This window comes from Micromonospora sp. RL09-050-HVF-A, assembly GCF_019374995.1.
Classification (GTDB): Bacteria; Actinomycetota; Actinomycetes; order Mycobacteriales; family Micromonosporaceae; genus Micromonospora; species Micromonospora antibiotica.
The window spans coordinates 5,344,367-5,363,153 of the sequence record NZ_JAGKQP010000002.1; the positions used below are offsets into that span (position 1 = coordinate 5,344,367).

The 18,787-nt window shown below is 73.5% G+C and carries 21 protein-coding genes; 13 read left to right on the top strand and 8 right to left on the bottom strand.

Going from position 1 to position 18,787, the window contains the following annotated elements; genetic code table 11:
- Positions 1-20 precede the first annotated feature (20 nt).
- From J7462_RS23760 to trxA, 3 genes are all read right to left on the bottom strand, one after another.
- Positions 21-428, bottom strand: a complete 408-nt coding sequence (locus J7462_RS23760) for a CoA-binding protein (protein WP_219466812.1) — start codon at positions 426-428, stop codon at positions 21-23.
- 103 nt (positions 429-531) lie between these two features.
- Positions 532-1,578, bottom strand: a complete 1,047-nt coding sequence (locus J7462_RS23765; protein WP_219466814.1) for an Rv2578c family radical SAM protein — start codon at positions 1,576-1,578, stop codon at positions 532-534.
- 70 nt (positions 1,579-1,648) lie between these two features.
- A complete protein-coding gene (gene trxA / locus J7462_RS23770; RefSeq protein ID WP_219466818.1) occupies positions 1,649-2,011 on the bottom strand; it encodes a thioredoxin in 363 nt (120 codons plus the stop codon).
- A 748-nt stretch (positions 2,012-2,759) separates the two neighbouring features.
- Here trxA and J7462_RS23775 point away from each other — a divergent pair.
- The 10 genes from J7462_RS23775 (at position 2,760) to J7462_RS23820 (ending at position 10,752) form a co-directional block, all read left to right on the top strand.
- The gene (locus tag J7462_RS23775) at positions 2,760-3,329 is read left to right on the top strand and encodes a hypothetical protein (protein ID WP_219466821.1); all 570 of its coding nucleotides are present in this window, start codon (positions 2,760-2,762) and stop codon (positions 3,327-3,329) included.
- A gap of 97 nt (positions 3,330-3,426) precedes the next feature.
- Positions 3,427-4,050, top strand: coding sequence for an RNA methyltransferase (locus tag J7462_RS23780; RefSeq protein ID WP_219466824.1), 624 nt, complete (start codon positions 3,427-3,429; stop codon positions 4,048-4,050).
- A 160-nt stretch (positions 4,051-4,210) separates the two neighbouring features.
- On the top strand, positions 4,211-4,903 hold the full coding sequence (locus tag J7462_RS23785) for a DUF6758 family protein (RefSeq protein ID WP_308291127.1): 693 nt from the start codon (positions 4,211-4,213) through the stop codon (positions 4,901-4,903).
- Between the two features lie 116 nt (positions 4,904-5,019).
- Entirely contained in the window at positions 5,020-5,178 is a 159-nt protein-coding gene (locus J7462_RS23790) for a hypothetical protein (RefSeq protein ID WP_165942702.1), read from the top strand.
- A 6-nt stretch (positions 5,179-5,184) separates the two neighbouring features.
- Positions 5,185-6,051, top strand: a complete 867-nt coding sequence (locus J7462_RS23795) for a PH domain-containing protein (RefSeq protein ID WP_219466827.1) — start codon at positions 5,185-5,187, stop codon at positions 6,049-6,051.
- A 103-nt stretch (positions 6,052-6,154) separates the two neighbouring features.
- Positions 6,155-6,991 (top strand): SigE family RNA polymerase sigma factor, encoded by an 837-nt coding sequence (locus J7462_RS33020; protein ID WP_308291009.1) that lies wholly within the window; start codon positions 6,155-6,157, stop codon positions 6,989-6,991.
- Positions 6,988-8,232 (top strand): hypothetical protein, encoded by a 1,245-nt coding sequence (locus J7462_RS23805; RefSeq protein WP_219466830.1) that lies wholly within the window; start codon positions 6,988-6,990, stop codon positions 8,230-8,232. The genes J7462_RS33020 and J7462_RS23805 overlap by 4 nt, the downstream gene beginning before the upstream one ends.
- Before the next feature lie 35 nt (positions 8,233-8,267).
- Complete coding sequence (locus tag J7462_RS23810) at positions 8,268-9,134, top strand: PHP domain-containing protein (RefSeq protein ID WP_219466837.1); 867 nt, start codon at positions 8,268-8,270, stop codon at positions 9,132-9,134.
- Positions 9,135-9,174: 40 nt separating this feature from the next.
- Positions 9,175-9,789 (top strand): MarC family protein, encoded by a 615-nt coding sequence (locus J7462_RS23815; protein ID WP_208570384.1) that lies wholly within the window; start codon positions 9,175-9,177, stop codon positions 9,787-9,789.
- Between the two features lie 126 nt (positions 9,790-9,915).
- Entirely contained in the window at positions 9,916-10,752 is an 837-nt protein-coding gene (locus J7462_RS23820; protein ID WP_219470643.1) for a PD-(D/E)XK nuclease family protein, read from the top strand.
- Between the two features lie 36 nt (positions 10,753-10,788).
- Here the strand turns inward: J7462_RS23820 and J7462_RS23825 are convergent, their stop codons facing one another.
- Positions 10,789-11,643, bottom strand: coding sequence for an oxygenase MpaB family protein (locus J7462_RS23825; protein ID WP_219466840.1), 855 nt, complete (start codon positions 11,641-11,643; stop codon positions 10,789-10,791).
- Positions 11,644-11,841: 198 nt separating this feature from the next.
- Between J7462_RS23825 and J7462_RS23830 the strand changes: the two genes are divergently transcribed.
- Positions 11,842-12,324, top strand: a complete 483-nt coding sequence (locus tag J7462_RS23830; RefSeq protein ID WP_208570420.1) for a DUF2231 domain-containing protein — start codon at positions 11,842-11,844, stop codon at positions 12,322-12,324.
- A 261-nt stretch (positions 12,325-12,585) separates the two neighbouring features.
- On the opposite strand, the gene J7462_RS33425 is transcribed toward J7462_RS23830, so the two are convergent.
- On the bottom strand, positions 12,586-12,750 hold the full coding sequence (locus J7462_RS33425) for a hypothetical protein (protein ID WP_308291010.1): 165 nt from the start codon (positions 12,748-12,750) through the stop codon (positions 12,586-12,588).
- An 825-nt stretch (positions 12,751-13,575) separates the two neighbouring features.
- Here J7462_RS33425 and J7462_RS23840 point away from each other — a divergent pair.
- Positions 13,576-13,758, top strand: coding sequence for a hypothetical protein (locus J7462_RS23840; RefSeq protein WP_255599277.1), 183 nt, complete (start codon positions 13,576-13,578; stop codon positions 13,756-13,758).
- A gap of 153 nt (positions 13,759-13,911) precedes the next feature.
- Here J7462_RS23840 and J7462_RS32570 read toward each other — a convergent pair whose 3' ends face one another.
- From J7462_RS32570 to J7462_RS23855, 3 genes are all read right to left on the bottom strand, one after another.
- Positions 13,912-14,352 (bottom strand): hypothetical protein, encoded by a 441-nt coding sequence (locus tag J7462_RS32570; RefSeq protein ID WP_255597878.1) that lies wholly within the window; start codon positions 14,350-14,352, stop codon positions 13,912-13,914.
- 598 nt (positions 14,353-14,950) lie between these two features.
- On the bottom strand, positions 14,951-15,328 hold the full coding sequence (locus tag J7462_RS23850; protein ID WP_208570387.1) for an FmdB family zinc ribbon protein: 378 nt from the start codon (positions 15,326-15,328) through the stop codon (positions 14,951-14,953).
- A 393-nt stretch (positions 15,329-15,721) separates the two neighbouring features.
- Positions 15,722-16,387 (bottom strand): 5-formyltetrahydrofolate cyclo-ligase, encoded by a 666-nt coding sequence (locus J7462_RS23855; protein ID WP_219466845.1) that lies wholly within the window; start codon positions 16,385-16,387, stop codon positions 15,722-15,724.
- 85 nt (positions 16,388-16,472) lie between these two features.
- Between J7462_RS23855 and J7462_RS23860 the strand changes: the two genes are divergently transcribed.
- On the top strand, positions 16,473-18,779 hold the full coding sequence (locus tag J7462_RS23860) for a diguanylate cyclase (protein ID WP_219466847.1): 2,307 nt from the start codon (positions 16,473-16,475) through the stop codon (positions 18,777-18,779).
- Positions 18,780-18,787: the final 8 nt, after the last annotated feature.

Here is an 18,787-nt window from a genome sequence, read left to right on the forward strand (position 1 = left end):
GCTCCGGATCGGCGTCGGTCTCAGCCGAGTCGGCTGAGACCGGCGGCGGCCCGTTCGACGATCAGACAACGGTCCTCGACGTAGTCGATGCCGGCCTCCTCGGAGATCCGCCGCGCCTCGGCCGAGACGATGCCGAGCTGGAGCCAGACCGCCGGAGCACCGATCGCGACCGCCTGACGGACCACCTCCACCGCGTCCCGGGCCGGTCGGAAGACGTTCACCAGGTCCACCGGGTGCGGGATGTCGGCCAGCGAGGCGTACGCCCGCTCACCGAACAACTCGTCCACCGTCGGGTTGACCGGGATGATCCGCCAGCCGTACCGCTGCATCTGCGCCGGCACCCGGTGTGCGGCCTTGCCCGGGTCGCGGGACGCACCCACGACGGCGATCACGGCTGAGTCGGCGAGGAGCTGCTGGGCGGTCCGCATCCGCCGAGCCTAGCTCCGAGGGTCAGAACCATCCTGCGCGCAGCGCCGGGTGGGGGCACGGCGGCGCGGCCACCGTCGCGGACGGACCAGGCCAGCCTCACAGTCAGAGCAGGGCGAGCTGTTCGCCGGTGGGCGTGGGCGACGGGTCCGGGGGCCGGCGCGTGTCGCCGGGTCCGCCCTGGTGCAGGCCGTGCCGGCGAGCCGCGATCCGCACCCGGGCGGTCACCTCCCGCTGGTACGCCTGCGGCGGGTAGGCCCCGGACCGGTACAGCTCGCGATAGCGGGGGACCAGGTGGGGGAACTCCCGACCGAGCCAGTACGCATACCACTGGCGGGCACCGGGACGCAGGTGCAGGGTCAGCGGGGTGACGCCGGTGGCGCCTGCGGCGGCGATCGCCGCGACGGTGGCGTCGATCGACTCGTCGTCGTCGCTGAGGCCGGGCAGGATCGGCGCCATCAGCACCCCCACCTCGAAACCGGCGTCGGTGAGCCGGCGCACCGCGTCGAGCCGGCGGGCCGGGCTCGGGGTGCCGGGCTCCACCGCCCGCCACAGCGCCTCGTCGACGAAGCCGACCGAGAACGACAGGCTGACCCGGGTGACCTCGGCGGCCTGCCGCAGCAGCGGCAGGTCGCGCAGGATCAGGGTGCCCTTGGTGAGGATCGAGAACGGGTTGGCGAAGTCGCGCAGCGCCTCGATGATCGGCGGCAGCAGCCGGTAACGGCCCTCGGCCCGCTGGTAGCAGTCGACGTTGGTGCCCATCGCGATCGCCGCGCCCCGCCAGCGCGGGGCGGCCAGCTCGCGGCGGACCAGCTCCCCGGCGTTGACCTTGACGATCACCTTGCGGTCGAAGTCCGCCCCGGCGTCGAGATCGAGATAGGTGTGGGAGCTGCGCGCGAAGCAGTAGACACAGGCATGGGTGCAGCCCCGGTAGGGGTTGATCGTCCAGCTGAACGGCACCCGTGACTCGCCCGGCACCCGATTGATGATCGACTTTGCCTGCACCTCGTAGAAGGTCATCCCGGCGAAGTCAGGGGTGTCGAAGGTGCGGACGATCGCTCCGGGCAGCGCCAGCGGCAGGGGTGGCGTCGCTGGCACTGCCCGGTCGGGATGCTCCTCGTCCGGGGGAGCGGAGAGGTGATCCCAGCGCATGCCGATTATTCGAACATGTGTGCGACCGGAACGCAAGTGACCTGACGTGGCCCGGCCGTGGGTGCGGTGCTCAGTGCTGGTGGTTGGCCAGCTGCTTACGCACGTCGTCCATGTCGAGGGCCTGGACCTGCTCGATCAGGTTCTCCAGGGCCGACTCGGGCAGCGCGCCCGGCTGGGCGAAGACGATCACGCCGTCCCGGATCGCCATGATCGTCGGGATGGAGCGGATGTCGAACTTGGCCCCCAGATCCTGCTGCGCCTCGGTGTCGACCTTGCCGAAGGTGATGTCGGGGTGCTTTTCCGACGAACGCTCATAGACCGGGGCGAACCGCTTGCACGGGCCACACCACTCGGCCCAGAAGTCGACCAGCACGATGCCGCTGCTCTCGGTCACCTCGTCGAAGTTGGCCGTGGTCAGCTCAACGGTTGCCATTGGACTCTCCGATCAGCGCAGATTGCGTTTTCCGTCCGGTAGAACCAGGTGGTACCCCGGCAAATTCCCGGGTGGGGGACGCCGAAACCGGCACGCTCGGGACGGCCTGATCATGCTCATCGAACCGCGTCGGTCGATGTGCGCATGCGGACTGCACTTGCATGACGCATTTGCGTGACCGCCCGTGATGGGAGCGTTTCCAGGGAGATCGCCCCCCGGACCAGCGAACACGCATCGATTTGTGGCCTGACAAGGTGCTACTTCACCTGCGGAGATCGCTCTCTCGTTGATCAATAATGACTCTCCGTATTGTTACGAAAAGATAAATGTGACCTCCGTCTCTGTCCGTTCATCGCTTCGGTGGGGCAGAATCTTCGACATCAGAGCGTGGGCGGCGGGTGCCGGGGAGGGCCCCGCCGCTCATTGCGTCTCCCCCCGGGTTGGCCCTGGTGTGACATTTCCCCGGCCCCCACGCCCCCCGCATCTCCTTAACCACCGCTAAGGCGGGAACCGGCGGTAAGACGCGCCGGGTCGGACTCCGTCGGCTCGTCGGCCAGGGCCCGGCAGGGCGTCGTCACCCGTCGACGGGCAGGACGCAGATCCGCAACAACCACGACGAGGGCCAGTCGGGCGTCTTCCGGTCCGGCCGCCACGGCGCCGGGTGTCTCGAGGCCCGCCCCGGGCGGTTCGAGGCCGGCTGTGGGGCGGATCGAGGCAGGACCGGCCCGTCGCCCGTCGCGGTGGGCATATGCTGACGGCGGAGGTCCTGATGAGCCACTCCCTCGCCGGAGAGCCGCCCTCTGCCGGACGGCGTGCCGCACCGCTGACCACCGCCGCCTACTCCGCCGTCGAGTGGGACCTGCTCACCACCCTGCCCGGCCGGGTGCTGGTGGCCGCCGCGTCGCCCGGTCCCGGTCGTCCGGCCCGGGACGTCGCCGCCGGTCTCGTCGGACTGGACGCCGTCGCCGCCGGTCGGGCCTCCGACAGTGACCTGGTACGCGCCGTGGCCGCCGCGATCTACGCCCGGCACGACGGTGCGACCGCCCCGACCGGCAGCGCGACCGCCCCGACCGGCAGCGCGACCGCCCCGACCGACAGTGCTGCTGCCCTGGCCGGCGGGCTCGCCGATCCGGCGGAGCTGCCACAGGTGTGCCGGGCCGCCGTGCGGGTGCTGCGCCGCCGGGCCGACCCGGCCGACTCCGCCGCGTACCGGCAGTGGGTGGAGTCGGTGGCGGTGCGGGTCTGCCGGACCGGCACCCCGCAACCGAGCCACCGGCGCTTCCTGGACCGCCTCGGCGACGCCCTGGACCTGCGCTGACAGGTGCACCGTCGACCGGTGGTGCCGCCGACCCGTCGTGGTGTCGGCCGGGGTGGCGTGCGGCGGTGGCGGCGGCGGGCCGTACCCTCTGGCAATCGTGACCGAGGACCAGCTCGACGTGGGTGTCGGACCGTGGGTCGGCGACCTGCCGGACGACCCACGCTACGACCCGGAGCTGCTCGCGGCGGGCGACCGGCGCAACGTGGTGGACCGCTACCGCTACTGGCGGCGGGAGGCCGTCGTGGCCGACCTGGACGAGCGGCGACACGACTTCCACGTGGCCATCGAGAACTGGCAGCACGACTTCAACATCGGCACGGTGGTCCGGAACGCCAACGCGTTCCTCGCCGCCGAGGTGCACATCGTCGGGCTGCGGCGGTGGAACCGTCGGGGCGCGATGGTGACCGACCGCTACCAGCACGTCCGGCACCACCCGACGATCGAGGAGTTCGTCGGCTGGGCCGGCGGGCACGACCTGCCGGTGGTCGGCATCGACAACCTGCCCGGTTCCCGGCCGCTGGAGACCACCACCCTGCCCCGGCGCTGCGTGCTGCTCTTCGGCCAGGAGGGCCCCGGCCTGTCCGACGCCGCGCGGGCCGCCTGCGGCCAGCTCTTCTCGATCGCCCAGTACGGCTCGACCCGGTCGATCAACGCCGGGGTGGCCAGCGGCATCGCCATGCACGCCTGGATCCGCGCCCACGCCGCCGCCCCGCCGTCCTGACCGGCACGCCGCTGGTCGGACCGTGGCCGGCCCGGCCCCGGGCGGCTGCCCCCGATCCTCGCCGGCTGGGCGGGACACCGTAGTGGGAAAGGTGGCGGCGGGTCGGCGGGGTCGGCTTGACGGACCCGCATCGTCGGGCCACGGTGGGGATGTGAGTGTCATGGTGAGTTGTCCGAGGTGTGCGGGGCAGGTGCGCCCACCGGACCTGATGCACGGTGAGTCGCGCTGCGTCCGTTGTGGGCCGGTCGCCCCGCTGCACGTGCCCGAGCACATCGACGCCGAGATCGTGGCGAGCGTGGTGGAGCGGGTGGCTGCCGAGGGTGGCCCAGAGCGGCCCGCGCTGCCGCTGTGGTGCCCGTGGCCGCTGCCGGCCGGCTGGACGGTCACCGGGGTGGCCTGGGCCGGGGACGAGGCTGGTGGTGTCCGGGCCACCGCCGTCGCGTGCGCCGGTCCGGCGCCCCTCGGTGGCGGTCCGGCCGAACTGGTCCTGGTGGCGGAGGAGCCCGGGGTCGGACTGGGCACCCGATTCGCCGGGCTGGCCGGTCCGGACCCCGGTCCAGAGTTGACGGAGGTGCTGGCCGGGCCGGGTCCCGGCCCTGGTCATCCCGAGCACGTCGAGCCGGCGCGGATCCGGGCGGGCGGTCATCCGACTCCACTGTGGTTGGTCAATTCCGCCACGGATCGAAGCGCGTACGCCGGTGAGGCTCGGGGAATGTGGCTTCATGCGATAGCCTGGCCGGCGAGCGCGGGTCACCTCCTCGCGGAAGATGTCGTCCTGCACGACCTCACCGAGTGGACTCCGCCCGAGCTCGTGTTCGGCGCACCGTCCCCGTACCTGCACGGAGGGGCTTGACGGCCCTCCGGGTGAGTCGGAGATGGGACGCAGATATTCACGCTACGACATCATGCTGATACTCTGGGTGCCGCTGCGGTAAACGGACCCGGCGCCGCGCGAGAGGATGGCCCGCTATGGTCAAGAAGGTCCTCACCTGGGCCGGTATCGCATTCTTGATCTTCTTCGTTGCCTACCGGCCAAACTCGGCAGCGGACGTCTTCAAGTCGCTCGGCGGTGGCATCGTGGACATCGCCCAGGGCTTCGGTGACTTCTTCACGAGCCTCGTCGCCTAGCCGCCGATGGGCAGCCCCTCCGGACCCCCGTTCGACCCGGACGATCCCGGCCGGGACCGCCGGGAGCGGGACACCGAACCCATCCCGAGGTACCGACCCGACGACGGGCCGGCCTACGGGTCCGGGGCGGGACCCGCCAGTGGACCGTCCTTCTCGGACGACGCCGGCTACGGCGACGTCCCGGGATTCGGGGGTCAGGGGCGGACCTGGGTCCGTGATCCGGAGGCGGGCTACCAACCGCCGGTCATCTCCGAAGAGGAGCTGTCCGGTCTGCGGTCCGACTCCCAGGGCATGGCCCCCCGCCGGGTGCTCCCCCTGGAGGACGAGCCCAGCTCCCTCGTCGCCCGCTACCTCTTCCCGACCGAGCGCTACCGGGGCGAGTGGAAGCGGCACTGGATCCACCTCGCCACCCCGATCGTCGTCGGCGTGGCGGCCACCTTCATCCTCGGCTACCTCTCCGGCTTCCTCGCCGGGCAGGACGTCGGCGCCCTCACCACCATCGCCGTGCTGCTCTGGTTCGGGGTGATGGGCTGGGTCGCCTGGAAGGTCGCCGACTGGTGGTACGACCGGTTCATCCTGACCAACAAGCGGGTCATGGTGGTCAACGGCATCGTCACGCGCAAGGTCGCCATGATGCCGCTGGCCCGGGTCACCGACATGAAATACGAGCAGACCCCGACCGGCCGGGCACTCAACTACGGCACCTTCGTGCTGGAGTCCGCCGGCCAGGAGCAGGCGCTACGGGAGATCAAGAACCTGCCCAACCCGAACGAGCTCTACCTGCGGGTGGTCGAGGAGATGTACGAGCCGCAGGCGGTCGAGGCCCGGTTGGGCAAGGAGGCCGACGAGGCCAAGGCCGACGACGGCGCCTGACACGTGTCGTCCGTCCGTCGGACGAACTGCACACCTTCCGCCGTCGACCGGGTGATGCCCGGCATGGCAGTCTGCCAGGCGGGACGGCGTGCGGAGGTGAGCGGTGGCCGACCGGGATCCGCTGGAGGACGAGTTCCGTGACTTCGTCGCGGCGCGCTCCAGTGCCCTGCTGCGGACCGCCTACCTGCTCGCCGGGGACTGGGCCACCGCCGAGGACCTCCTCCAGACCGCGTTGACCAAGACGTACCTGGCCTGGCGGCGCCTGGGTGGGATCGAGGCGGTCGAACCGTACGCCCGGCGGGTGCTGGTCAACACGTCCACCAGTTGGTGGCGGCGGCGGTGGCACGGTGAGCGGCCCACCGAGGTGCTGCCCGAGCGGGCCGGAGTGGACGAGATCGAGCAGCAGCTCGACCGCGACGTCCTCTGGCGGCACCTGCGGGCGTTACCCGCCCGGCAACGTGCCGTGCTGGTGTTGCGCTACTACGAGGACCTGTCGGAGGCCCAGACGGCGGCCCTGCTGGAGATCTCCCCCGGCACGGTGAAGAGTCAGACGTCCCGGGCCCTGGCCACCCTGCGCCGCCGGCTCGGGGCGGAGGCGTTGCACGACCTGACCCCCGAACCGGTCACCCGTCCGACCACAGCCACGACCACCCGGACCACCTCCACCGGGGCAGTTCAGGCCTCCCGGCCGCCGTCACCCGGGCGCACCACCGGGCAGACCCGGACATCCGCACCGGGCACCCCGGGCGAGCCTGTGCCGGGCCACACCGGGGTGATGCCGGCCCGCCCCGGCGCACCGGCCCGGACGGGGACGGGGCGGTCCGGCGCGGCGCGCGTCGTACCCGGGGAGCGGGCGGGTACCGGCCCGGCGTCGCCCCGGCCGGTGGGCGCGGGCGTCCTGCCGATCCCGACCGCGCCGCTCGCCACGGAGACCCGATGAAGCCCGCACCGTCGCGGCCCGGCAACCAGACCGACGGGTCGGGGCGTCAACTCCTCGTGACGCACGACGACGAGCTGGAGCGGGCGCTGCGGGAGACGTTGTCCCAGCGGGTCGCGGTGCCGCACCGGCTCCCCGTCGACCCGGCCGGGTTGGCGCTCGGTCGGGCCCGGCGGGTCAGGCGGCGGCGCACGGTCGCCGGGCTCACCCTGGCCAGCATCGTGACCGCCCTGGCGGCCGGCGGCATGACCCAGCTCGGTGGGCAGGCGGACCAGCCCACCGCCCCGACCGTCGTGCTCGGCGACCCGCAGGGGGTGGCCACCCTGTCCCCCGACCCGGTCGCTCCCCACCCGGCGGACCGGCCGACCGACGGCGAGGTCGACCTGATCGTGGCCGGTGCGCTGGTCACCGCCGCCGGGCAGCGGTACGAGCTGGGGATCGGGCCGGTCGAACGCGCGCAACGCCTGCCCGACCGCGGCGGCTGGCTGCTGACCGGGGCGGTCACCGCTGCCGGCCGTACCCTCTGGGTGGTGCCCTCGGGCGGGAAACCGCAGGCGTTGCTCGCCGGTGCCGACGAGATCGTGCTGTCACCCGACAGCCGGCAGGTGGCCTGGCGCGACGACGGCCGACTCTTCGCCGCCGGGATCGTGGCCGGGCAGCTCATCGCCTCCGTCGCCGGGCCGTCCGTCGACGCGGTCCCGGTCCGGGTGGTCGGCGACCGGGTCCTGCTGCGGGCCGCCCCCGAGGGTGGTCACCTGTGGTGGCGGTGGAGCCCGGCGGGGCCGCCCGGCATCGTCGCGCCGGACGTCCAGGAGGTCTACGGGACCCGGCCGGACGGCCGGCTGGTCGCCCGGGTGCGGGTCGGCAGCGGGAGCTGCCTGGCCCTGCTCGACCCCGACCTGGCCCCGGCGAGCACCCGGTGCGACGTGACCCCGACCGCCGACGGCCGGGGCGCGGTCTCTCCCGACGGACGTTGGTTGCTGGTCAACGGCCGACTCGCCGGATCGGACGACGCCATCCTGGTCGACCTGGCCGGCACCGTCCCAGCCCCACGCGGCGCCGGCCCGGCGATCGGCGGTGCGGTGGTCTGGACCGACGACCACGATGCGGCGTACGTCGACGGGGACGGCGACCTCGCCCGGGTGCGCCCCGACGAGGTGCTGGCGGACAGGCCGGCCACCCCGACCCCGGTGGCCGGGGCCGGGGCCGACGCCCGACCGGTGGTGGTGGCCGGCACCGGGTGACCTGCCCCGACCCGCCCGCCGGTAGCGTCGGGACCATGCCCGCCCGCCCGCTGATCGACCTGCACGCCCACTCCACCGCCAGCGACGGCACGCTCGGCCCGGCCGAGCTGGTCCGGGCCGCCGCCGACGCCGGGTTGGACGTCGTGGCGATCACCGACCACGACACCACCGCCGGTTGGGCGGCGGCGGTCGACGCGTTACCGGCCGGGCTCAGCCTCGTGCGGGGGGCGGAGCTGTCCTGCCGCTGGCACAGTGCCGAACCGGCGCTGCCGCTGCACCTGCTGGCGTACCTGTTCGATCCGGAGCACCCGGAGCTGGTCGCCGAGCTGGCCCGGGTCCGACAGGCCCGGGAGGTACGCGGGGAACGGATCGTCGAGCTGCTGCGCGCCGACGGGATCGACGTGAGCTGGCCGGAGATCCTGGCCGCCGCCGACGGAGGCACGGTGGGTCGCCCGCACATCGCCGCCGCGCTGATCCGGTCCGGCCTGGTCACCACCACCACCGAGGCGTTCGGCCCGCAGTGGCTGGGGCAGCGGTACCGGCTACCCAAGGACGACATCGACGTGTTCCGGGCCGTGGCCCTGGTCCGGGCGGCCGGCGGCGTGCCGGTGTTCGCCCATCCCCGGGCCAGCCGGCGGGGGCGGATCGTCCCGGACACGCTGATCGCCGAGCTGGCCGACGCGGGGCTCGCCGGCCTGGAGGCCGACCACGAGGACCACACCCCCGCCGAGGCGGCGCACGTCCGGCGGCTCGCCACCGACCTGGGCCTGCTGGTCACCGGCTCGTCGGACTTCCACGGCAGCCACAAGACCGTCCGGCTGGGCGCGCACACCACCGCGCTGGAGGCGTACGAGCGGATCGTCGCGGCGTCCTCCGGAGTGACCGGCGTCGCTTCCGGCTGATCCGCGTTCCGCCTGCCAGCGGCACCGCTACCCTCGTCCGGTGGATCTCAAGCTCTTCGGTGAGGTCTTCGTGACCCTGCTGGTCATCGTCGACCCGCCGGGCATGATGCCGATCTTCCTCGCCCTGACCGGCCCGCTGCCGGCCCGTGACCGTAACCGGGCCGCCTGGCAGGCGGTCGCGTTGGCGCTCGGCGTCATCGTGGTCTTCGCCGTCGCCGGCCAGACCCTCCTCGCCTACCTGCACGTCGACCTGCCGGCGTTGCAGGCGGCCGGTGGCCTGCTGCTGATCCTGGTCGCGCTGGAACTGCTCACCGGCAAGGCCGACGACCCCAGCCAGCAGGCCACCTCCAACATCGCCCTGGTGCCGTTGGGCACCCCGCTGCTGGCCGGCCCCGGCGCGATCGTGGCGACCATGCTGTTCGTGCAGCAGGCCGACGGGGTGGGACAGGTCTCGGCGATCGCCGCCGCGATCGTCGCGGTGATGCTGGCGGTCTGGATCGTGCTGCGGTTCTCCGGCGGCATCGTCAAGATCCTCCGGCCGGGTGGCATCGAGGTGCTGACCCGGATCGCCGGCCTGCTGCTGGCCGCCATCGCGGTGCAGCTCATCGCCGACGCGGTGGCCGCCTTCGTCACGCAGTACGTGAACATGAGCTGAGTCGCCCGTCGTGCCGCCGCCGGGCTGTCGCACCGGGCTGGCAGGATCACCGGGGTGCGACGAGCCTCCTCCGCCGGTACTCCCCGGCCCCGCTCCGGCCAACCCGAGCAACTCGGCTTCGCCGGCATGCCCGAACGGCTCTTCACCTGCACACCCAGCAAACTCGGCGCGTACGCCGACTGCCCCCGCCGCTACCGCTACACCTACCTGGACCGGCCCGCCCCGCCCAAGGGGCCGCCGTGGGCGCACAACTCGCTCGGCGCGAGCGTGCACACCGCCCTGAAGAACTGGTATGCGCTGCCCGTCGACCGGCGGCGCCCCGAGGCGCTGCCCGCCCTGCTCAAGGGCACCTGGGTCCGCGAGGGCTACCGCGACGACGAGCAGGAGCGGGCGGCCTACCAGCGGGCGCTGGGCTGGCTGGAGGGGTACGTCGCCACCCTCGACCCCGGCGACGACCCGCTGGGCGTGGAACGCGTGGTCGCCGTCAAGACCGCCGTGCTGGCCTTCAACGGGCGGGCCGACCGGATCGACTCCCGCCCCGGCCCGGACGGCCCCGAACTGGTAATCGTCGACTACAAGACCGGCCGCACCGGGCTGGACGCCGACGACGCGCGCGGCTCGCAGGCACTGGCCCTCTACGCGTACGCCGCCGAGCGGACGTTCCGCCGACCCTGCCGCCGGGTGGAGCTGCACCATCTGCCGACCGGCACCGTCGCCGGGCACGACCACACCGTCGAGTCGCTGACCCGGCAGCTCAGCCGCGCCGAGGACACCGCCCGGGACATCATGGCCGCCGAGCGGTCGGTGGCCGACGGAACCGACCCGGACGAGGCGTTCCCTGCCGTCGCCGGGCCCCGCTGCGGCTGGTGCGACTACCGGCGTACCTGCCCGGTCGGCGCGCAGACCCCCGGCCGCGAGCCGTGGTCGGCGATCGACCGCCCCACCGCTCCGCAGGCCGACTGACCGACCTCCCGCGTCGGGTCTACCCGTCCCGGATGGTCAGGCGGCGGCGGTGAGACGGGCGGCACGGTCCTTCGCCGCCTGCTGGATCGGGCTCTCCCGCCAGTTGCGGGGCAACGCCGCCAGGGCCAGTCGCAGCGTCCGGACGCTCAGGTCGGCCGACAGCGCGGTGGTGGGCAGTCCCAGCCCGCCGTAGAGTCGCAGCGCCCACGGTGGCAGCAGCCCGAGCGCCGTGCCGGCCACCCCGAAGTACGCCCAGCGTGGCGGCCCCAGGCTCAACCCGAGGCGGGCCGGCCGGCTCAGCTTCCACGGGATCGGCGGGGCGGTCAGGAACAGCGCGGTCTCCGCCGCCTCCCTGGTCATCCGTAGCTCGGGCCGGACCGCCCGGTAGTAGTCGGCCACCTCGGCGGCGCTGCCGGGCACCCCGGCCGGGTCGAGCCCGACAAGTGCGGCGGCCCGCCGCTGCTCGGCGTAATATCCGTCCACCTCGGCATCGGTCAGCGACAGACCGGCCCGGCGGGCGGTGCCGACGAACGACTCGGCCCCGGTGACGTGCACCCAGCGCAGCAGATCCGGCTCGTCGATCCGGAACCGCTCGCCGGTGAACGGGTCGGTGGCGCGCAGCCGGGCATGCAGGGCCCGCAACCGCCGGCCGGCCGCCTCGGCCTCGGCGGTGGTGCCGTAGTTCACCGTGTCGATGTACGTGCCGGTGCGGACCAGCCGCCCCCAGGCGTCCGACCGGTAGTTGCTGTTCTGGGCCACCCCGGCCATCGCCCGGGGGTGCAGGGTCTGAAGATAGAGGGAGCGCAGGCCGGCGACGATCAGGATCGGTTCGTCGTGCACCTTCCAGGTGACCGAACCGGGACCGAAGAGGCCGAGATCGTCGGTGTCCACCCGTCAACAGTGCCACGCTCGACGAGGTACCGCCGTCCGTCGTCGTGACCCTCGCCCGGAACCAGCGGGTGCGGGACGGGCCGGGACGCGGTGAACCGGAACCTCCGCCACCGCGTGTACGCGTACGGCGAGACGCTGCGACACCAGGCTCGACGTACGCTGTCTGCCGCAACCCGCATTCCACGCTCGGAGGTGTCGGTGTTCAAGGAGATCAACGGTCTGCCAGGTCACGTCCTGGTGGTCCATGCCGTGGTCGTCTTCGTCCCACTACTCGCGCTGCTGGCCAGCGCCTACGGGCTGATGCCGCGCTGGCGGCCCCGCCTCGACTGGGCGGTGGCCATCCTGGCCGTGATCACCCCGGTCCTCGCCTGGGTGGCGACCGAATCGGGGGAGGCGTTCGAGGAGGCGCTGCGGGCGAAGGGCTACTCGCCCGAGCTACTCGCCAAGATCCACGAACATTCCGAGTACGGCGAGACGCTGCAGTGGTTCACCATCGGGCTGGCCGTGGCGGCGCTGCTGCTGCTGGCGGTGACCAGCAGTCGGGTGCGTACCCCGAACCTGCCCGGCTGGGCACCCTGGGTCCTCACCGCGATCGTCGTGGTGCTGTCGGTGTTCGCGCTCGTCTACGTCTATCTCACCGGGGACAGCGGTGCCGCCTCGGTGTGGAGCAACACGTTCTGACCAGTCGCCTGCGTGCTGACCGGTCGGCCTGGCTGCCCGGCAGCATGGCGGCCCGGTCGGCATGGCGGCCCGGTCGGGCCCGTTCGGCCTGGCTGCCCGGTCGGTTGTCCGCCTGCTGACCGGTTGTCCGGGTGCTGAGCGGTCTTGTTCGTGCTGACCGGTCGGCCTGGTCGGCCTGGTTGGCCTGGTCGGTCGGCGCGTGGGCCGGGCAGCGCCTTCGGCGTGTGCGCCGGATGGCGTTCGGGAGTGTTCGGCGGGTGTTCAGAACAGTGCCCGGGAGCAGAGCAGACAGAGCAGCAGTAGCAACACGGTGCCGATGACCGCGCCGACGCTCCAGGTGACCCGCTGCGCCCGTTGCTCTGCCGCGTCCATCGCCTCCATGTCCTGCGCCGGCAGGGTGCGGGCGGGAGTCGCTTCCAGGTGCACCGGGGGACGCCAGCCCGGCGGCGGTGGCGTGGTGGGCGGCGGCCCGTGGTAACCACCCCGCCCCGACCAGGCCGAACTCGTCCCCGGTGCGGTACTGCCCGTCCAGGGAGTGGTCGGGACCGTTCCCGGGATCGACGTATCCACCCTCGGCGGCGCGGCCGGCTCACCGGACGGCGGGCCGGCCGGTGGGCTGGCGGGTCGACCGGACGGCAGGCCGGGTGCCGGCGCGTCGACCGGGCTGGCCCAGGGCGAGGGCTGGTGCGTCGCCCCACCTTCCGCTTCCCCGGCACCCCCGGCACCCGCGCCGGTCGCGACCCCGCTCTCTGCCCCGGCCTCCTCTGCGGCACGAGTTCCGGTCCCGGCACCTCCTCCCGTCCGGGCCTCTTGTTCGGTCGCGCCCCTTTGTTCGCTCCCGGCCCCGTGTTCGGTCTCGGCCCTGTGTTCGGTTCCGGCCCTTTGTTCGGTTCCGGCACTGGTTCTGGTCTCGGCCCTGGTTTCGGCCCCGGCCTCAGGGGCCGCGTCAACCCCGGTGGTGGGAGATCCGTCAAGGTGGTGCGGGGCACCCGTTCCGCCGGGGATGGTGCTCGGGCGAGGCTGGCGGGTCGAGGGTGTCGGCTCGGTGGGTGCGGGGGTGGGGGTGGGCGGCTGTGCGGGTGGGCGTCGCCAGTATTCGTCGTCGGGGCTGGCACCGCTGGGGGTCGTCACGCCATCCGACGCTACCAACGTGAGGGCCGGACGCGGCGGACCCTTGCCGGGGAGACCCGGCAGTTGGCCGCCGTGGTGGTGTGCGGGAAGTGGGCGGTCTGAGGAGTAACCTTGCCGCTCGTGAGCACCGAGGATCTGGCCGGCGGCGGTGTGCCCGGCGATGACGACCGCGCGGTCGACCTCAGCGACGACTTCGTGGTGCTGCCTGAGCAGACCGCCGACGACACCGACTTCGGGTGGGGTGAGCGCCGGGACGGCAACGACGACTGGTTGCTCGCCGAGCGCCCCCCACACTGGAGTTGACCATCGTCGGCCGCCGGTGGGCCGCAACATCCACTCCAGGGTGGCGACAATGCGGTTCCGGATGGGCGCGATATCGCTGTCTCGGCCCGCAGTCTGGCGGTCAGGCGGTGTGGTCGACGACGACCTTGCCGAAGACCTCGCCGCAGGAGTGGATCATCCTCGGATGACGACGCTGAAGCGGCTCCCTTCCGGCTGACCGACGGACCGTTGCGCCTGATCGGGGCGTACGGCCAGGTAGAGCGCAGACGAGCCGTCCCCGGCCCCGGCGCCCACCACGTCGAGGACCAGGGCGTCGGCCGCCAGCAGAACAGGTGCTCCAGCGCTGCGCCCGGCCGGCAGCACGAGCAGGTCGACCCGTGCACCGGGGCGCAGGACCGCGAGGGCGGCCGGTTCGGCCAGGCGGACGGGCACTCCCACGAAGCCGCTCGGCAGCGGTACGGCAGTCGGGGTGCCTTCCTCGGCGGGCCTTCCGGTCTCCTGCGTACCGGACCGGGGGTCGCCCACCCCGTCGGGGACGCCGGCCCCGCTGACGCCCGGTCGTACCGTCCGATGGTGCGGCTGGCCGGACTGGCCGCCGACGGCGGGCCCGGCCACGGTCGGTGGGTCCGGACATCCCGCCGCGTTGAATGTGCCGGCGGGAGGTCCGGCCGCGCTGGGCCTGCCGGTGGCGGGATCTGTGGCATGGGGCCTCCCCATGGGAGGTCCCGCCGGGCCGAGGGCGACGGCAGGTGGTGGGGCACCGGTGGAACAGCCAGCCGGGGTGTCCATGACGATCACCGCCAGCCCCAGCAGGACCGCCACCAAGGCCGCCCGCAACATGGTCCCCCCACCGGGGCGACGCGGCCAGCGGAATGCTCGCAGCGAGCCTTCTCCATCGACCGCACCGGTCACCATGCAACACCCTCTGCCGCTCACCGGATGCCCTGGCGGCACCCCCCGGCCCAGCAGGCTATGTCGCACCCACCCAAACCCCACGCCCCCTCACCCACACCCTGTGGACAACACCCCGCCTGTGGAAAACCCCACCCCCACCCGTCCCCCCACCCCCGTCCCCCCACCCACCCACAAGTGGCGTGATCAAGAGGTTTGCGTCAAATACCGCGATCAACTTGACGCAAATCTCTTGATCACTGCGTCAACGTGACGCAAAGCTCTTGATCGCGGGGGCGGGGTGGGGCGGTGGGGGAGGGGGTCAGGAGGTCGTGGTGGTGGGGGCGGGCTTGGTGGAACTGGTCGAGCCCGACGGGCCGGAGGTGGTGGACGAGGAGGACGAGTTGGGGGTCGAGGAACCGCCCGAGGTCGACGACGAGCCGGAGCCCGAGGAGTCGCCACCGGAAGAGGTGCCCTCCGACTTCGCCGGCTTCGTCGTGCCGCCCTTGCCCTCGGTGCCCGCCGCCCGGGAGTCGGTGCGGTAGAAGCCGGAGCCCTTGAACACGACCCCGACCGAGTTGAAGACCTTGCGCAGCCGCCCCTCGCACGCGGGGCACTCGGTCAGCGGCTCGTCGGAGAACGACTGCACCGCCTCGAGCTGGTGGCCGCACGCGGTGCAGGCGTACTGGTACGTGGGCACGTTCTCCTCCGGATCTGGTTCAGCCGATTGGCACTCGACGTATTCGAGTGCCAATGGTGCGTCATCGGACCCGGGTTCGTCCAGCGGACGTGATCGTCACCCACCCGCCGGGAGGTCCGGACCAGCGGGGGAGCAGGCGCGAACCGGACCTCGGCGAGCCGGGTCCGCACCCCACCACCGGCGAAGTTCGACGCCGTCGGCGCACCGCCCGCCGTCGGCGCACCGCCCGCCGTCGGCAGGGCGCCACCAGCGAAGTCCGACGTCGTCACTGCACCGCGCCGCCGCAGAGCCCGACGCCGTCACCGGACCGCAGAATCAGCGGAGTCCGACGTCGTCAGCGCACCGTGCCACCACGGAGCCCGACACCGTCAGCCGAAGCGGGGCCCGACGCCGTCAGCCGACCGCAGCATCAGCGGAGCCCGACGCCGTCAGCGCAATCCCGTCCCGGGTGAGCAGGCGCAGACCTTCCGACGGGGTGAGAGCCGCCCGCACCGGCCGGTCGTGCGGCTGGGCGGGCAGCACCGGGAGCAGTTCACCGTCGTGCAGCAGCGCCACGGTCATGGTGGCCGCCGGTACCCGGGCCAGCGCCCGGTCGTAGGAGCCGCCGCCCCGGCCCAGCCGTAGGCCGTGCCGGTCCACCGCCAGGGCGGGCACCACCACCAGGGATGCTCCGACGATCGCCGTCCGGCCCCGCCGGGGTCCGTCCGGCTCGCGCATCCCCCGGCCGGCGGCGACCAGGGTGCCCGGTCCGGCGTACGGGGCCCAGTCCAGGTCGAGGTCGTCGCGGAGCACGGGCAGCAGCAGCTCCGCCCCGGCCGGCAGCGCGGCCCGGAGCACCTCGGGCAGGTCGGGGCCGCCCGGCTCGGAGCCGACCGGCACGTACCCGGTCATCGTGGCCGGCCGCAGGCGGCGTACCAGCGCGGTCAGTTCGGCTTGGACGCGCGTCGCGGCGGCGGAGCGGTGGGCTGCGGTGAGCGCCCGGCGGTGGGCGAGCAGCACGGCGCGTGTCTCGCGTTTGGCCGCGTGGAGGGCTTCCGCTTCATCAGAAAAATCGGGCACGCAACACTCCTGACGCAACGCTGTCAATGTGGTCGCTCTGTGTCAGCATCGCAGGAACGGGCCTGGAACTTCCGGGGGGACAGCGTTGACGCTACGCGGGCGGTTGACGGCGGCCTTCCTCACGGTGGTGCTCGGTCCCGTGCTGCTCGGCGCGGTCTTCGTCGGCACCACCCTGTCGACGGTGGACCGCACCCGGTCCACCGAACGGCTCGGCCTGGCCGCGTCCGCCGTGCGTACCTCGATCGACGCGTTGTGCCAGCAGTTGCGGGCCGCCGCCGACGCGGTGGCCCTGCGCCCCGACCCGGCGACCCGGGCGGGCGCGGCCGGTCAGGTGGTCAGCCGGGGGTTGGCCACCGCCGTGCTGGTCACCGACGTGACCGGTGGCACCACGTACGCCACCCCGGGTGGGCCGGCGACTCCGTGGCAGGACTGCGCGGGCGTCCGCACCGGCGGACCGGTCCGGGCGCTGAGCGCCCGGGTGGACCTGCGTGACCCGGCGGGCACGCCGCTCGGCGCGGTGGCCGCCGCCGAGGTGGTCGACCCGGCGTTCGTGGCCCGGCTGGCCGCCGCGACCGGCGTCGCGGTCACCCTCCTCGACGACACCGCCGGCCCCGACCGGATCACCCACACCACCGAGACCCGTCGGGTACGCGACGCGGTGCTCGCCGCGGCCGGCACCCTCGATGGTGACCGGGTCACCGCGACCCGGGACGGCCGGTACGTGCGGCGGCTCGGGCCGGCCCCGGGGCAGCCGTTGCCTCTGGTCCTTTCCGTGGCCGGGGAGCGACCGTCGGGCCTGCCGGCGGCACTGGTCGGGGCGGTGCTGCTCGCCGTGGTGGTGGCGGTGCTGACGGCGTGGCGGCTGGCCCGGGTCACCACCCGGCCGTTGGTGGAGTTGGCCGGTGCGGTGGACCGGGTCGCCCGGGGTGACCTGACCGCCCGGGTGCCGGTGCGCAGCCGGGACGAGATCGGCGGGCTCGCCGCCGCGTTCAACCGGATGATCCGGGAGACCGCCGGGTACGTGGCTGCGCTGACCAGCAGCCGGGACCAGTTGCGGGGGCACCTGAGGGTGCTCGGGGACACCCTGGCCAGCACCCACGACCTGCAACGCATCCTGCGGGTGATCCTGCACAGCGCGATCGCGGCGACCGGGGCGCGGGCCGGGGCGGTGCTGCTGGTCGACGACGCCGGGGTGCTCGTCGGGCAGTGCGCGGAAGGGCTGGCCGGGCGTTGCCCACCGGGCACCGAGCCGGAGGAGTTGCGGGTGCCGGTGGGCACGGGGGTGGTCGGTGCGGTCGCCGCCACGGGTGAACCGCAGCGGGGCCGGGTCCCGTCGGGCCCGACGCCGACCGGCGAACCGTGGTGCGAGACGTACGTGGCGGTGCCGTTCACCGCACCCGGTGGGGACGCCGCCGGCCGGGACCCGGCGGTCGGGGTGCTGGTCCTCTACGACCGGTTGGGCGTCGGCGAGTTCGACGACGACGACCTGGCGACCCTGCGGACCTTCGCCGGGCACGCGGCGGTGGCGGTGGAGAACGTCCGGGTGCACGAGGAGGCGCAGCGGTTGTCGTTGACCGACCCGCTGACCGGGCTGTGGAACTACCGGTACCTGCGTGAGTCGCTGCGCCGGGAGGTGGAGCGGGCCAGCCGGTTCGGCCGGATGCTCAGCATCCTCGTCCTCGACCTGGACCGGTTCAAGATCGTCAACGACAGTTACGGGCACGCCGCCGGGGACGCCGTGCTCGCCGAGTTCGCCCGCCGGGTCCGGGGCGAGATCCGCGAGGTGGACCTGGCCTTCCGGCAGGGCGGTGAGGAGTTCGTGGTGCTGCTGCCGGAGACCGACGCCCGGGGCGCGGCGACCGTCGCCGAGCGGTTGGGCGCGGCGGTGCGGGAGGCCCCGGTCGTGGTCGCCGGCCACGCGGGTGTCCCGACCACGATCGCGGTGTCGGTCTCGATCGGCATCGCCGTCTATCCCGACCACGCCTGCACCGGCGCGGAGGTGCTGGACGCCGCCGACGAGGCGTTGTACGCGGCCAAGGGCGCCGGCCGTGACGGCTACCGGGTGGCGACGGCGCGGCCCCGACCGACGCCGGCAGCCGACGGTGCGGTCGAGGAGATCGCCGTACCGGCGGGGGCGACCAGCCCGGACGACGGCCTGCCCCGGGCCGGTCCGCCCGTCGGGCCGACCAGCGCCACCCGGCCACCCGCCCACCGGCCGCCCACCGACCGGGTAGCCGGCGACGACCTGCCGACCGACGGGTCGATCGACCTACCTGCCGACGGGTCGACCGGTGGGCCGGCCGGTCGGCACGCCGTCGGTGCTCCCGGTGTGACGCAGCCGGGCGGCGCGTCTTCCGGTCCTCACCCGCCGCGGCAGAGCCGTGGCCGATAGTCTCGCGG